We start from the raw sequence: 15,213 nt of genomic DNA, 5'->3' as shown, positions 1-15,213 counted from the left end.
AGAACGGAAAAACCTCTTATTTTCGTTTAAAAATACAAAATGTTTCTCGAAAACACCGTTAATCACCAAGAACAATTCGGCTGGATCGAGGTCATTGCAGGCTCCATGTTTTCGGGTAAGACCGAGGAATTGATACGCAGGCTAAAAAGGGCCCAGTTCGCCAAGCTTAAAGTAGAGATTTTTAAGCCCATGGTAGATACGCGATATGATGACGATATGGTGGTTTCCCACGATGCCAACGAAATTCGTTCTACCCCGGTGCCCGCCGCCGCCAACATTCGTATTTTGGCCGATACCTGCGATGTGATAGGTATTGATGAGGCACAGTTTTTTGACGATGAGATCATAACCGTTTGCAACGACCTTGCCAACAAGGGTATCCGGGTAATCGTAGCGGGGTTGGACATGGATTTTAAGGGAAACCCTTTTGGCCCTATGCCCGCGCTCATGGCCACTGCGGAATATGTGACCAAAGTACATGCCATTTGCACGAGAACGGGCAATTTGGCCAATTACAGTTTTCGTAAATCCAATAACGATAAGCTTGTAATGCTAGGTGAAACAAATGAATACGAGCCCTTGAGCCGCGGAGCATTTTTCAAGGCCATGCTAAAGGAGAAAGTGAAGCATATGAAGGTAGATTCAGAGGAAATTAAAAATCCTAATAATAAATCAAATGCCTAAGGCCCAGGAGACCGTTCTGGAAATAGACTTGAAGTCTCTGGAACATAATTATCGTTTTTTGCGCACCAAATTGAATCCGAGTACCAAATTTCTTTCTGTGGTCAAGGCTTTTGCCTACGGTAGCGATGCGGACCAAATCGCATTGAAATTACAGGAGCTAGGCACGGATTATTTTGCGGTGGCCTATGTTAAGGAAGGGGTTGCCCTGAGAAAAGCGGGTATTACGAAACCAATTTTGGTGCTCCACCCACAAGCCGTTAATTTTGAAAGGCTGATAGAGTTCCAGTTGGAACCAAGTCTTTATGCCTTTGGCATACTGAACCAATTCATGGCATTGTTGATACAGAAAAAAATCAACCGATATCCCGTACATATCAAGTTCAATACCGGATTGAACCGATTGGGGTTTGGGGAAAAGGATTTGGAATCCCTTTTTCAATTATTGCAAAATCAGGATAATCTGGAAATAGTTTCCCTATTTTCCCATTTAGCCGCTACCGAAGACCCCCAGGAAGAAGTATTTACCAAAAACCAAATTGCTCTCTTTGAAAAAATAAGTGTGGAAGTAGCTAATCGGTTGAAAATTCAACCTATAAGGCATATTCTCAATACTTCTGGCATTCTGAATTATTCGGAAGCCCAATATGATATGGTCCGAAGCGGAATAGGCTTATACGGTTACGGGAACGAAGCGAAATTTGATGCGGAACTAAAGCCCATTGCCACCTTAAAAACCATCATTTCACAAATACACCATTTGAGCCCAAACGATACCGTAGGCTATAACAGGGCCTATGTTTCAAAGTCTCCCCGTGTTTCGGCTACCTTGCCCATTGGCCATGCAGATGGTATTGGAAGGCAATATGGAAAAGGTAAAACCTTTGTGTTGGTCAACGGTCAAATGGCACCCATTATAGGAAATGTCTGTATGGATATGATCATGATCGATATTACGGATATACCCAGTAAGGAAGGGGATGAGGTAGTGATATTTGGACCTCAGCTATCGGCCCATGACGTGGCAAAAACCGCAAACACCATCTCCTATGAGTTGATTACAGGTATTTCACAACGGGTCAAAAGAATTTATACCCCATAAAATTGATTTCCTTCACATTTTTTTAAGAACAATTTTTTCATACATTGCAGGACTATTAACCAATAAAACACTAAATCATGCTAAAAGAATTTAAGAATTTTATTATGACCGGAAATGTCATCGACTTGGCAGTTGCGGTTATTCTTGCCGGGGCCGTTGGTCTTGTTGTCAATGGATTTGTCTCCGATATAATGATGCCCATCGTAGGCCATTTTGCCGGTGGACTTGACTTTGCGGATATGAAAATAGTATTGGACGAAGCCGTTGTGGGTGCCGATGGTGAAGTTACCAAACCGGAAAATGCCATCATGTACGGTAAATGGGTCAACGCCATCATCAATTTGATTACCGTAGGCTTTGTATTGTTTATGATCGTTAAGGCATACAACAAAACCAAAAAGAAGGAAGAACCTGCTCCAGAAGCACCAAAAGGCCCAACTGCAGAGGAGTTGCTTATGGAAATTAGGGATGCCTTAAAAAAGTAATTATCCGTTTTCAGGAGATACCGCTGCACCGCAGTTTAACTTTAAAAACCGCCAACATTGCTTCGCTAGCAGTTTGGCGGTATTTTTTTATCCAATATTCAGGATTAAAAATGCTCCAAGGTTTAAGAGCCATTGCAAATTGAATTTCTTGAATTTCAGATTTTACACAATTTGTTTATTTTATAACTTTTTGTTATATATTATTTATTAATGCCGAATTCCCTTGTCCACATTTGGGTATTATCTATTTTTGCGCGAGAAATTAAAAACATAAAAATATGAAGGTAGCTGTTGTAGGTGCCACTGGAATGGTAGGTGAGGTGATGTTGAAAGTATTGGCGGAACGTAATTTTCCCATTAGCGAACTTTTGTTGGTCGCCTCGGAACGATCTATTGGCAAAAAAATGTCTTACAAAGGTGAGGAATACACCATTATTGGATTGGCGGATGCCGTTGCGGCCAAACCGCAAATAGCCATTTTCTCCGCAGGTGGGGATACCTCCTTGGAATGGGCACCAAAATTTGCAGAGGCCGGAACTACCGTTGTGGACAATTCATCCGCTTGGCGTATGGACCCAGATAAGAAATTGGTGGTTCCAGAAATCAATGCAGATGTTTTAACTGCGAAGGACAAGATCATTGCCAACCCCAATTGCTCTACCATACAATTGGTAATGGCCCTTGCCCCGCTTCATAAAAAATATAAAATGAGACGGGTAATCGTTTCTACCTATCAATCGGTTTCCGGAACTGGGCTCAAGGCCGTCAAACAATTGGAAAATGAAATTGCCGGAGTACCTGGTGAAATGGCCTACCCGTATCCCATCGGCAGAAATGCATTGCCACATTGCGATGTTTTCCTTGAAAACGGTTATACCAAAGAAGAGATGAAACTGGCGCGTGAGCCACAAAAAATATTGGACGACAGGACATTTTCGGTAACGGCCACGGCCGTACGGATTCCAACTTCCGGCGGTCATTCGGAATCCGTCAATGTGGAATTCCACAATGATTTTGACCTTAACGAAGTCAGACAAATTCTAAACGATACGCCCGGGGTTACGGTACAGGACAATCCGGATACCAATACCTACCCCATGCCCATCTACGCCCACGACAAGGACGAGGTTTTTGTTGGAAGGATCCGTAGGGACGAAACCAATCGCAATACCTTAAATATGTGGATCGTTGCGGACAACCTTAGAAAAGGAGCCGCCACGAATGCGGTCCAAATTGCGGAATATTTAGTGGAAAAAAGCTTGGTCTAAACCTTTAACAAAGAATGTTAAAACCTTCAAAACAGCCCTGTTTTGGAGGTTTTTTTGTGGTATTTTTAGTCCGACTAATTCAAAAATACCATGCAAAAAACCATTTTCTTTTGCTTCACTGCCCTAGCTTTGCTGGCCTGCAAGACAGAAACAAAAAAAGAACCGATTGTTGTGAACTATCCAGAAACTGCAAAAGTAGATACTATAGACACCTATTTTGGAACAGAGGTACAGGATCCCTTCCGTTGGTTGGAAGATGACAGAAGCCCAGAAACCGAAGCTTGGGTAAAAAAACAGAACGAGACCACGTTCGGTTATTTGGAAAACATCCCTTACAGAAACGACCTAAAAAAACGGTTGGAAAAACTTTGGAACTACGAAAAGCTAAGTGCCCCTTTTAAAGAGGGCGACTATACATACTTCTACAAAAATAACGGGCTGCAGAACCAATATGTGGTTTACAGAAAAAAGGGCGACGCAGAGGCTGAGGTGTTCTTGGACCCAAATACCTTTTCTGAGGATGGCACTACTTCCTTGGCCGGATTGGAGTTTACCAAGGACGGTTCCCTTGCGGCCTATCTCATCTCGGAAGGGGGCAGCGATTGGCGAAAAGCCATCGTAATGAATGCGGAAACCAAGGAAATTGTGGAAGACACCTTGATAGATATTAAGTTCAGTAGTATTTCTTGGAAAGGGAACGACGGATTTTATTATTCCAGTTACGATAAGCCCAAAGGCAGTGAGCTTTCCGCTAAGACGGATCAGCACAAAGTATACTACCATAAATTGGGAACGCCACAATCGCAGGATGAATTGATTTATGGCGGCATACCAACAGAGAAACATCGCTATGTTGGGGCAAGTGTAACCGAGGATGAAAAATACCTTGTTATATCCGCGTCCATTTCTACTTCGGGGAACAAATTGTTCATTCGTGATCTAGAAGACCCCAACGGACTCCTAATTCCCGTTGTAGATGATACGGAATCGGACAATTACATCATTGAGAATGTAGGTTCCAAACTCTACATTGTTACCAATAGAAATGCACCCAATCAAAAAATCGTTACTGTGGATGCCAAAAACCCCTCCACGGAAAATTGGGAGGATTTTATCCCTGAAACAGAAAATGTCCTAAGTCCAAATATGGGAGGAGGTTACTTTTTCACGGAATACATGGTGGATGCCATTTCCAAAGTATTTCAGTACGATTATGAAGGGAATTTGGTGCGTGAGGTACAGCTTCCGGGCGTGGGAAGCGCCAGTGGTTTTGGCGGGAAAAAAGACGAAAAGGAATTCTATTTTTCGTTTACCAATTATAATACCCCTAGTTCGTCCTATAAATACAATGTAGACACCGGGGAGTACGAGCAATATTGGAAACCGGAAATCGATTTCAATCCAAATGATTATAAATCCAAACAAGTATTCTATGCTTCCAAGGACGGGACGAAAATCCCCATGATCATCACCCATAAAAAAGGAATCGAATTGAACGGAAAAAACCCTACTATCCTTTACGGTTATGGAGGTTTTAATGTAAGCCTTACCCCGTCGTTCAGTATAGTAAATGCCGTTTGGATGGAACAAGGCGGAGTCTATGCTGTTCCCAATCTACGAGGTGGTGGGGAATATGGAAAGAAATGGCACAATGCCGGTATCAAGACCAAAAAACAAAATGTGTTTGACGACTTCATAGCCGCGGCGGAATATCTCATCGACAACCAATACACCTCTAAGGAATATCTGGCCATCCGTGGAGGTTCCAATGGCGGACTTTTAGTAGGCGCCACCATGACCCAGCGCCCTGATTTGATGCAAGTGGCCCTGCCTGCCGTAGGTGTCATGGATATGCTTCGCTATCATACGTTTACCGCTGGAGCCGGTTGGGCCTATGACTATGGTACCTCGGAGGAAAGTGAGGAAATGTTCAACTATCTCAAGGGCTACTCCCCCGTTCATAATGTAAAGGAAGGAACGGCGTATCCTGCAACCTTGGTCACTACGGGCGATCATGATGACCGTGTGGTACCTGCCCATAGCTTTAAGTTTGCAGCGGAGCTGCAGGAAAAACAGGCCGGGGACAACCCAACCCTTATTCGAATCGAGACCAATGCCGGCCACGGTGCGGGAACTCCGGTAAGTAAGACCATAGAACAATATGCCGATATCTTTGGATTTACCCTTTTCAATATGGGCTTTGAGGAATTGCCCAACCAATCCGTTTTAAAGGAATTCAAGGAGTAAGGGATCAAATCAATAATTAAATAGAAAATCCGTTCTTATTTTTGGAACGGATTTTTTGTGTCCAACTGAACAGCACACTGGTTATGCTACGAATAGAAAATGTTTCTTTTGGTTATAATGCCGATACCGTACTGGAAAACATAGACCTTAGAATCCAGCGCAGGGAACATGTGGCCCTCATTGGGGAGAGCGGCTGTGGAAAGAGTACGCTTTTGAAAATCATCTATGGCCTGATGGATTTGGAACAGGGTCAGATCTTTTGGGAAGACGAACCTGTTTTGGGACCGGCCTACAATTTGGTACCGGGCGTCCCGTTTATGAAATACTTGTCCCAGGATTTTGACCTGATGCCTTTTACAACCGTATCGGAAAACATCAGTCAATATCTTTCCGTTTTCTATCCGAAGGAATTAAAGGAGCGTACCCAAGAACTTTTGGAGATGATCGAGCTTACCGATTTTGCCGATACCAAAGTGAAAAACCTGAGCGGGGGGCAGCAGCAACGGGTCGCACTGGCACGCGTATTGGCCCAAAAACCGGAAATACTCCTTCTGGACGAACCCTTTAGCCATATTGACAATTTTCTAAAAAACGGCCTTCGAAGAAATATTTTTAAATATTTAAAGGAAAATGGCATCACCTGTATCGTTGCCACCCATGATTATCAAGACGTGCTGCCCTTTACGGATAGGGTCATTGTGCTTAAGGACAAAAACGTTTTGGCCCGGGGCAATCCTATGGAAATCTATAACAATCCCCAAAGTCTATATATTGCTTCGCTATTTGGGGAGGCCAATTCCATCTCTATAGACATTCTAAAATCCTATGCCAATACCAAACGGAAAATCATCGTATACGCCCATGAGTTCCGGGTTTCAGAAAACTCGGGGATTCCTGTGAACGTGAAAAAGAGTTATCCCATGGGGGCCTATTATTTAGCTATGGGTGATACGGATGAGGGCGAAACCTTGTTCTTCCATGCCCCAAAGGAATTACAATCTGGAAAGAAAATCTTTCTTAACGTCTCGCTAGAGACCATCAATCAACGGTTACAACATACTCCTTCCTTATAGCCGAAAATTGGTTCTGTTCATCTAATATTCAGAAAAATGTTGTGTTTGATAAACTAAACTCAAGTTCCCTGCGTTATCGGGTAAATTTTAATTTTTACAACCATGAAAAGATTTCACTTTATCCTGACCATTGTCGTTTTTTCCCTATTGTTGATTCCTATTTTTATCAAGTAATCCAATAGCCGAGGATATCTTACCTTTGTTCAAAAGCAGTTTTGGACAAAGAGGTAATTTTAAGGGAGCTTCAATTTAAGGCCATTAGGAGTAGTGGCCCCGGTGGACAGCATGCCAACAAAGTTTCTTCCAAGGTGGAACTAACTTTTGATTTGGCTACATCCGAAGGACTTTCCGTTCCCGAAAAAGAACGGCTATTGAAAAGGTTGGACACCAAACTTAACAAGGATGGAAACATTCTCTTGCAATGTGATGAATCCAGAAGTCAACACAAGAACAAGGATTTGGTCATCCAACGATTTTTTGGAATCCTGGAAGCTGCCTTGACCGTACGAAAGAAAAGAAAGGCAAGTAAACCTTCCAAATCGGCCATTGAAAAACGATTAAAATCGAAGAAAATCGCCTCGCTTAAAAAAGCCAATCGGGGGAAACCGGAATTATAGCTATACATTTAAGCTCCTACCAAATACGTTCACTTAATTGATTTTAAGCAAATAGCGTATATAAAACAAAAACGGCCAACGCCCCGGTAAAGCCGAGTATTCCGCTTCCCAAACTGAACAACCGATATCCGTTCTTTACGTTCATACCGCTCATTTGAGTTACGACCCAGAAGAAACTGTCGTTCGCATGGGAGACCACGGCCGATCCAGCGCCTATAACAATCACCACCAACGCTTTTTGTATTTCCGTTTCAAAACCTAGGGACGTCATCATGGGAAAAATAATCGATGCCGATGTTACCAATGCCACGGTAGATGAACCCTGTGCCGATTTTATGGCAGCGGCAATAACAAAAGGAAGAAAAATACCCAAGTTATATCCACTGAGCAAATCTCCTAAGGTTTCCGCAATACCGGAGTTTTGAAGGATTTTTCCAAAAATACCACCAGCACCCGTAATCAAGATTATCGATGCTGCATCCATGATGGCCTTGCCGATCCATCCTGAAGAAGAAACCATATCATACTCCAGTTTTTTCGGCAAAAGCAAACAAAGAAAAACACCTATGAGCAATGCAATGACCGGCTCCCCGACAAAATTTAGGAAGTCGACAAAACCATTATCGATTCCTGTTCGTTCCGGGTTCAAAATCGATCGTAAAACAATCAGTAAAATGGGTATAATGATGGGAATGGAAGATTTTAAGGCATTAGGCTGTTCATTGTATATCCTTTCAGAATCCGCACCCCCGATCAACTCGGGTTCAATATAGGTTTTGGAGGCATACTTCGACGCAAAAACGAGCCCTGCAATCAAGGCAATAATACTTACCGGAAAGCCAAAGGCAATGACCAAACCCAAATCGGCCCCCAAAATACCTGCCGCTGCTATGGGTCCCGGGGTTGGGGGCACCATGGTGTGTGAGGCCATCAATCCCAATCCCAAGGCAATGGCAGGACCAGCAATGGATATTTTAGCTTTTTTGGAAAGACTTTTGGAAAGGGGGTGCAACAATAAAAATCCACTATCCGCAAAAACGGGAATGGAAACGATATAGCCCAAAACCCCCATGGCGGTAATGATGCGTTTCTTGCCAATAAAGTTCAAGACCTTTTCTGCAATGGCAAAAGCGCCTCCGGTATTTTCCAAAAAGGCCCCAATAATGACCCCCAATACGATAATCAACCCGATTTTTCCCAGCGTCCCCCCAAAACCCTCATTAATGGATACAATGATATCGGAGTAGGACATTCTAGCGAAAAGTCCATATGCCAAGGATACAATTAGCAGGGCCATAAAGGCATGGACCTTCAATCGGGTCGTTAGGAAAATGATGGCCACAATGGCCAGAAGTAAGTAAATCAGTACCATATCAGTGTAAATCCCGTTCTACCTTGGATCCTGAGCCACCTACCAAAAAGTCCAAATCGGCACCCAAATCGGCCTGCTCAACGTGGTCAATATACATTTTTACATAGCCCCGATCGGCCACAGGTTTGGGTGGGATCCATTCTTTCTTTCGTTTTGCCAATTCGTCATCGTCAATATCCAAATGTAAGGTCCTTTTTTCCACATCCAAGGCAATCCAATCCCCGTTCTGTACCACGGCCAAGGTTCCGCCTACCGTAGATTCCGGAGAAACATGTAATACGACCGTTCCCGCTGCGGTACCGCTCATACGGCCATCGGAAATACGTACCATATCCGTAATGCCCTTGGCCAACAATTTTTTGGGTAAATCCACATTCCCCACTTCCGGCATTCCGGGATAACCTTTGGGACCTACACCCTTCAAAACAATGACACTGTTCTCGTCGATATCCAAATTAGGGTCGTCTATCCGTTCGTGGTAATCCTCCATCGTTTCAAAGACTACGGCCTTACCCCGATGTTTCATGAGTTTGGGCGAAGCCGCTGAAGGTTTGATCACCGCCCCGTTTTCGCATAAATTACCTTTAAGTACGGCGATACCCGATTTGTCCTGAAATGGCTTTTCAAGCTTCGCAATGACATCGGAATCATAACAGACCGCATCGGTATAATTGGCGGTCAAGGCCTTTCCGTTGACGGTTATGGTTTCTTGGTGTAAAAGTGGCATCAATTCCTTCATTACCACTGGAAGACCTCCGGCATAGTAGAAATCCTCCATCAGGTATTTTCCCGAAGGCTTCATATTCACTAATAATGGAATCTTACTTCCTATGGTGTCAAAATCCTCCAATTTTAAATCGACCCCGATCCTGCGGGCAATGGCGGTGAGGTGAATGATCAGGTTCGTGGAGCCACCCACGGCGGCGTTTACAATGATGGCGTTTTCAAAGGCATTGCGCGTCAAGACTTTGGATAGGGTCAAGTCCTCTTTCACCATCTCCACGATCCTACGCCCTGAAAGTTGTGCATACATTTTCTTTCTGGAATCCGCTGCTGGAATGGACGAATATCCCGGTAAGGTCAATCCCAAGGCTTCGGTCATGGTGGCCATGGTAGACGCTGTTCCCATCGTATTACAGTGGCCGATACTTCGAGCCACACAGACTTCGGCCTCCCGTATATCCGCTGCGGAATATCCTTGATTTTCCTGCCGCTCCTTAATCATCCAGTTCATGGAACCGGAACCTACCTTTTCACCACGAAAGCGTCCGCTTAACATAGGTCCGCCGGGCACTACAAGCGTGGGAAGGTCCACACTACAGGCTCCCATGATGGTGGAAGGCGTGGTTTTGTCACAACCTGTCAAGAGCACAATACCATCCAAAGGGTTTGCCCGGATGGATTCCTCGGTATCCATACTAGCGAGATTTCGAAAAAGCATGGTGGTAGGCTTCATGATTGTTTCGCCCAAGGACATGACGGGGAATTCCATGGGCACGCCACCAGCTTCCAAAATTCCCTTTTTTACAACCTCGGCAAAATCACGAAGGTGTCCATTACAAGGAGTTAATTCTGACCAGGTATTACAGATGCCGATGATGGGCCTACCCTCAAAATAATCATCGGGATAGCCTTGGTTGCGTAACCAAGAACGGTGTACAAATCCCATTTTACCATCATCCCCGAACCATTCGGAACTTCGCAATTTTTTGTCTTTACCCATAGTCAGCTTGGCAACAAATTTTAATTTGCCTTCAAGATAGGTAAAAAAATCACGGATTTTTTAGGAGATTGATAAAAGGGAAAAGTCCTTTCCGTTGAAGGAAATAATCTCTCCAGCCGATTTGCCTAACAAGAGTTTTCCAATGGGTGTTGCAGGGGAAATGCAGTAAATAGCGTTGTTTTCAAACTTCACTTCGCCCGAAGAAATGGCGATATAGTAATACGGTCCGTTGGTTTCAATCAACGCTCCCATTCCTGCGAGTCTGTTTTGGGAACCGGGTTTGACCCGGTTCATGACCAGCTGCATTTTTTCGGTCTCGGCGAGTTGTGTTCCCAGTTTTTCCCGTTCCAATTGCACCATGGCCCTACCAGTTTCGTGCTTGTCACCTGCCGTGCTTTTGGTTTCCGAAGTCAGGGATTCCTGCACTTCTTGTATCTGCTTTTTTAGACGGGATAGTCGGCCAGATACAAAATCCAAACAGTGTTGATAGGCTACTTTCTTAATTTCCAGCTTCTTCTTCAACGTGATATAGGTCGGCTAGTTTATAAATGAGAAAGTTAATCATTTGATTGGTTCCCTGATCTTGCTTCATCATATTTTGAACGGCCTCACGATTCTCGCGTTTAAAATAGTCCAAATCCCCGGACCGATCTTCGCTAAAGATATTCCAGGAACGCAAACCGCTGAGCATAGCCCTATGGGCGGAAAACTTGCGTTCCGCTTCATCTAGGTCCCTTTTGGAAACGTTGGGGTCGTTCTTGGCAAGGGTATATTGGGCGGCTATTTGGGCATCCAGCTTTTCCGCTTCTGTAATGATCTTAAAATAGGCACGGGAAACCAGGGATTGGTAGCGTTCCTCAAAAGCCAGATTCTCCTCAAAATCAGAATTGGATTCCAAAACGATATCATCGTCCGTGCTCACATACATTCCGGTAGTTTCTGCATCATTGTTCTGTTTCAGGGACTCCTTCCACGCCTGTGATTGTATCATCTCCCGCCAAATTTCATTGTAGCGTTTTTGGTATTTTGTCTGATTGACGGCACACGAGGACAACATTCCCAATAAAATACATGCGACAAGGAAACTTCTTCCCATATACTGGAGTTCTCTTTTTTGTTAAAAAAGCAAAAGAATAGGAAGATGTTCTAAAGGCTTGGGGCACTTTATCCCCGGAAACGGGGACCTGCAATATAGGAAGAAAAAAGAATCTGCAATAGGCCGAAGGATAAGATGGATTAAAAATAGTTAAACGGTGTTTTAGACTAGAAAATGCCGGCCAATTGCCTACCTACCGATGTACCAATAGCGATGCCCATACCGCCTAAACGCACTCCGCAGGCCATGTTTTCAGAAAGCTGTTTGATAATGGGCCGTTTTTGGGAACCTACGCCCATGATTCCGCTCCATCCATAATCGATTTCAACCTTTTGGTTGGGTACAATGACGGTCCGTAGCAGCTCTTCCAGTTTGTCATGAACGACTTGTGTGGAACCGAATTTAGTGGTCTCCTCGCTCTTAAAATTGAGGTTTCTACCCCCACCGAACAGGATTCGGTCATCGATATTTCGGAAGTAGTAATAGCCCTCATCAAAATGGAAGGTACCCTTAATAGCCAAACCGGGAATAGGCTTTGTGATGATCACTTGGGCACGGGCAGGTTGCACTTCCTCTTTTATTAATTGTTGGGCAAAGCCATTCGTGGCGACCAACAGCTTCTTGGTTTTGATTTCAAAATCGTTGCACTTTACAATAACCGAAGTGCCTAAATCTTCTATGTCTGTGACCTCTGTGGCATTCAGGATTTGGATTCCGGATTTTTGTGCTTTTTGCAACAAAGAACGCATCATCTTCCCCGTATCGATTTGCCCTTCAAAGGAATGTGTGATAAAGTTTTTTTGCACCCCCTTAAATCCAAACCTATTCTCAGTCCGCCGAAAAGGCGCTTCCTTGAAAACAGGATTTAGGAGTTTGTTTACGTTTGCCAATTGATCTAGACAAGTCTCGTACAGGGCCGTATCCTTCTCCAAAAACACTTCATGCCCCCCATACTTGTAATACCCAATATTGTCGTCGCCCAAAAGTTCCCGAAGGGATAGGATGCCCAAATAGCGCTGTTCCACCAAGGACAAAAGTTCCTCCTCAGAATGGGATTTTAGGTCGGACAAAATTTCTGAGATACTACCGAAACAGGCAAAGCCCGCATTTTTGGTACTGGCCCCCTGGGGCAACACACCTCGTTCCAGCACTAGGATAGTCGCTTTGGGATGTTTTTCCCGGAGTCGCAATGCACAGGTCAGCCCCACGATACCGCTCCCGATGATGGTAAAATCCACCTCGGAAAACCAGGATTTGTACTCCCAATAGCTCAGGTTCATAGTTGGACTTGATTTTGTATCCATGACAGTATTGTATCAAGTGCTTCCGGGGCCAGGGTTTGGGAAATCTGTCCGTATTCGGTTGGGGAGCCCGTAGCACTTTCCTGAAACAAGTGGTTGAGCCTAGGCAGTTCCTTGACGGTCACCTGCGTATTTCCGCCCCTCTCTAAGGCCGTTTGTATGGCCGGTAAATTCTCTTGGGGAGGTACTTGTAAGTCCTTTTCCCCATTGATGGCCAATACGGGACAGGTAACCTCTTCCAAAACATTGGCCGGGTCATAACGGATAAAATGCAACCACCAGGGATTCAATAATTGGTCTACTTTCATTTGCGCATAGGTGTCGGTATCCACGCCAGGGGGTTTGGTGCTGTCCGGATGTTCCTTAAGGTATTGGGTAAGGTCCGAACTTAACTGCGTCAGGTCTGTGGATTCCTTGATCATGGAAAAAACGGTGCGATTGCCCGTTTCAATATCCATCAACATAGTTTCGCTGAGGCCGGACACTTTTCCAACGGCCCGTTGCTGCAACAACAGCAGCTCGTCACCGGGAATCCCTACGCCCGCCATGAGTACAATAAAGGCAATGTCATTATCCCGACTCGCCACCATGGGCGCGATCATGCCCCCTTCGCTGTGGCCGACAAGCCCTATATTATTTTTATCGATTTCTTTCCGGGTCCGTAAATAGGCCACAGCGGCTTCCACGTCTTCTGAAAAATCCTCGCTGGTGGCCGATTCAAAATTCCCAGTGGACAGGGCCGTGCCACGATCGTCATAGCGGAGGACGGCAATACCGTTGCGGGTGAGGTGATCTGCCAAGACCAAAAAAGGCCGATGCCCAAACAATTCCTCGTCCCGATTTTGGGGCCCGCTCCCACTGATCAGGACCACCACGGGAAAAAAACCCTCTTGTTTTGGCAGGCTTAAGGTCCCAGCCAGCTCTATATCTGCCTTTTCGTTTCTAAAGCTGATTTCTTCAGTATAGTAGGGATAAGGCTTTACAGGTTCTTGGGGGCGCATCACCGTTTCTTTTTTAGCAGCCTCCCGACTCAGTTCCAAGGGCATCACTTGCCCAAATTGGTTAAAATCACCCGTAATAGTGCCTTCCTCGTTTAAAGTGCCTTCGTAGACAATACCCAAGTTGGGCATGTTTATTTTAAATACTTGATTTTCAAAAGACGTGGAAGTCACCGGAATATCCTTCGCCCCCTGGTCTGGGCTGTCCATGGTAGCGGTATAGCCCTCGCCCTCCTCTTGAATATGAAAGACCAACCGCAATTGTATGCCCTGTACTTTTAACGCCCCATGCCAATCGCCAGTGATGTCTTGGGCGGTTATCGTGAGTGCCGAAAGGAATGAAAGTAAAAGTAAAGGGAGGGTTTTCATTAATTGATGGCCTTCTTATTTAAAGATAAATGATTGAAATAGTTTAAAAGTGAACACTGTTATCTATCCTCTTGAATATAGTAAATATCCACCTCCAATAATTAATAGAGGTGAAGCGAAAGATAGAAGTATTATAGTCCATCGATACAATCCCCAAAATGATATGATTCTTCTGTGATCACTGGTCTTGGAGTAAACTATTTTAACCTTATCCCCAACCTTGTACGGGGCTGGATTGGAACTTACTTCACTTTCAAAGGTAATTCTCTTATTAGTTCTATCTATATATTCAAAAACAGGTTTATAGGTATAACCGTCATCACTGCTGACCCTTAGTAGATCAATAACGGTGGCATTGGTTTTAATTCCATCGGCCATCAATTCTTTAGAAACACTGTATTGTTTAAAGGCAAAATAGATGAGTACAACTGAAATCAATAACAGACTTGCATATAAATATTCTATCATTTTCATGTTAGTTTAACAAAAGTTAAAACAATGGTTAGAGGTGCCTTTCCGATAACTTTCATCGGCTATAAGATTAATTATATATGTTTATTTTAATTCTGATCGTTTCTTGACAGCCTCCTTTACCACTAATGCTACTGAATTCACGTTAATATTATTTCGATTGCAGTAATCACTTTGAAACCATTCTTCCAAAGACTTGGCTCCCTTACTTGCATTACAGGACAAGCAACAAAGGGAAATATTATCTGTTCCAGTAATTCTGACATCATTTACAATATGTTCCCAAGATGGTTTATGTTTCCTTGATTCAGGTTGCTCTAAAAATTCCTGGCCACAATAAACACAATTTTTATCTCTTTGCTTAACGAAATCCTCAACGTCTTTCGGTATTCCCCAACGATTTGCCATGA

At 44.0% G+C, this 15,213-nt stretch carries 15 protein-coding genes; 7 read left to right on the top strand and 8 right to left on the bottom strand.

The window, feature by feature from the left end; all coding sequences use genetic code 11:
* Positions 1-39: 39 nt before the first annotated feature.
* The 7 genes from DZC72_RS06025 (at position 40) to arfB (ending at position 7,473) form a co-directional block, all read left to right on the top strand.
* Positions 40-684, top strand: coding sequence for a thymidine kinase (locus tag DZC72_RS06025; RefSeq protein ID WP_125221953.1), 645 nt, complete (start codon positions 40-42; stop codon positions 682-684).
* Positions 677-1,783 (top strand): alanine racemase, encoded by a 1,107-nt coding sequence (gene alr / locus DZC72_RS06020; protein WP_125221952.1) that lies wholly within the window; start codon positions 677-679, stop codon positions 1,781-1,783. Before DZC72_RS06025 ends, alr begins: the two co-directional genes overlap by 8 nt.
* A gap of 77 nt (positions 1,784-1,860) precedes the next feature.
* Positions 1,861-2,268, top strand: a complete 408-nt coding sequence (gene mscL / locus DZC72_RS06015) for a large conductance mechanosensitive channel protein MscL (protein WP_125221951.1) — start codon at positions 1,861-1,863, stop codon at positions 2,266-2,268.
* Positions 2,269-2,546: 278 nt separating this feature from the next.
* Positions 2,547-3,536: an aspartate-semialdehyde dehydrogenase gene (locus DZC72_RS06010; RefSeq protein WP_125221950.1), complete on the top strand. Its 990-nt coding sequence runs from the start codon at positions 2,547-2,549 to the stop codon at positions 3,534-3,536.
* Between the two features lie 90 nt (positions 3,537-3,626).
* Positions 3,627-5,783 carry a prolyl oligopeptidase family serine peptidase gene (locus DZC72_RS06005; protein ID WP_125221949.1) on the top strand — a complete coding sequence of 719 codons (2,157 nt, stop codon included), beginning with the start codon at positions 3,627-3,629 and terminating at the stop codon, positions 5,781-5,783.
* 83 nt (positions 5,784-5,866) lie between these two features.
* Entirely contained in the window at positions 5,867-6,856 is a 990-nt protein-coding gene (locus DZC72_RS06000) for an ABC transporter ATP-binding protein (protein WP_125221948.1), read from the top strand.
* A gap of 215 nt (positions 6,857-7,071) precedes the next feature.
* Positions 7,072-7,473, top strand: coding sequence for an alternative ribosome rescue aminoacyl-tRNA hydrolase ArfB (arfB, locus tag DZC72_RS05995; RefSeq protein WP_125221947.1), 402 nt, complete (start codon positions 7,072-7,074; stop codon positions 7,471-7,473).
* A gap of 43 nt (positions 7,474-7,516) precedes the next feature.
* Here the strand turns inward: arfB and DZC72_RS05990 are convergent, their stop codons facing one another.
* From DZC72_RS05990 to DZC72_RS05955, 8 genes are all read right to left on the bottom strand, one after another.
* Positions 7,517-8,845: a GntP family permease gene (locus DZC72_RS05990; RefSeq protein ID WP_125221946.1), complete on the bottom strand. Its 1,329-nt coding sequence runs from the start codon at positions 8,843-8,845 to the stop codon at positions 7,517-7,519.
* 1 nt (position 8,846) lies between these two features.
* Entirely contained in the window at positions 8,847-10,568 is a 1,722-nt protein-coding gene (locus tag DZC72_RS05985; RefSeq protein ID WP_125221945.1) for an IlvD/Edd family dehydratase, read from the bottom strand.
* 60 nt (positions 10,569-10,628) lie between these two features.
* A complete protein-coding gene (locus tag DZC72_RS05980) occupies positions 10,629-11,090 on the bottom strand; it encodes a GreA/GreB family elongation factor (protein WP_243641657.1) in 462 nt (153 codons plus the stop codon).
* Positions 11,068-11,664, bottom strand: a complete 597-nt coding sequence (locus DZC72_RS05975) for a hypothetical protein (RefSeq protein ID WP_125221944.1) — start codon at positions 11,662-11,664, stop codon at positions 11,068-11,070. Before DZC72_RS05975 ends, DZC72_RS05980 begins: the two co-directional genes overlap by 23 nt.
* A gap of 167 nt (positions 11,665-11,831) precedes the next feature.
* Complete coding sequence (locus DZC72_RS05970; protein WP_125222618.1) at positions 11,832-12,944, bottom strand: NAD(P)/FAD-dependent oxidoreductase; 1,113 nt, start codon at positions 12,942-12,944, stop codon at positions 11,832-11,834.
* Positions 12,941-14,332 (bottom strand): alpha/beta hydrolase family protein, encoded by a 1,392-nt coding sequence (locus DZC72_RS05965; RefSeq protein WP_125221943.1) that lies wholly within the window; start codon positions 14,330-14,332, stop codon positions 12,941-12,943. Before DZC72_RS05965 ends, DZC72_RS05970 begins: the two co-directional genes overlap by 4 nt.
* Positions 14,333-14,395: 63 nt before the next feature.
* Complete coding sequence (locus DZC72_RS05960) at positions 14,396-14,800, bottom strand: DUF3592 domain-containing protein (RefSeq protein ID WP_161595300.1); 405 nt, start codon at positions 14,798-14,800, stop codon at positions 14,396-14,398.
* 87 nt (positions 14,801-14,887) lie between these two features.
* Positions 14,888-15,211, bottom strand: a complete 324-nt coding sequence (locus DZC72_RS05955) for an HNH endonuclease (RefSeq protein ID WP_125221941.1) — start codon at positions 15,209-15,211, stop codon at positions 14,888-14,890.
* Positions 15,212-15,213: the final 2 nt, after the last annotated feature.

It is taken from the genome of Maribacter algicola, assembly GCF_003933245.1.
GTDB classification, from domain to species: Bacteria; Bacteroidota; Bacteroidia; order Flavobacteriales; family Flavobacteriaceae; genus Maribacter; species Maribacter algicola.
Note: the sequence above shows the minus strand (reverse complement) of the source record. Positions and strands in the feature narration are given on the sequence as shown.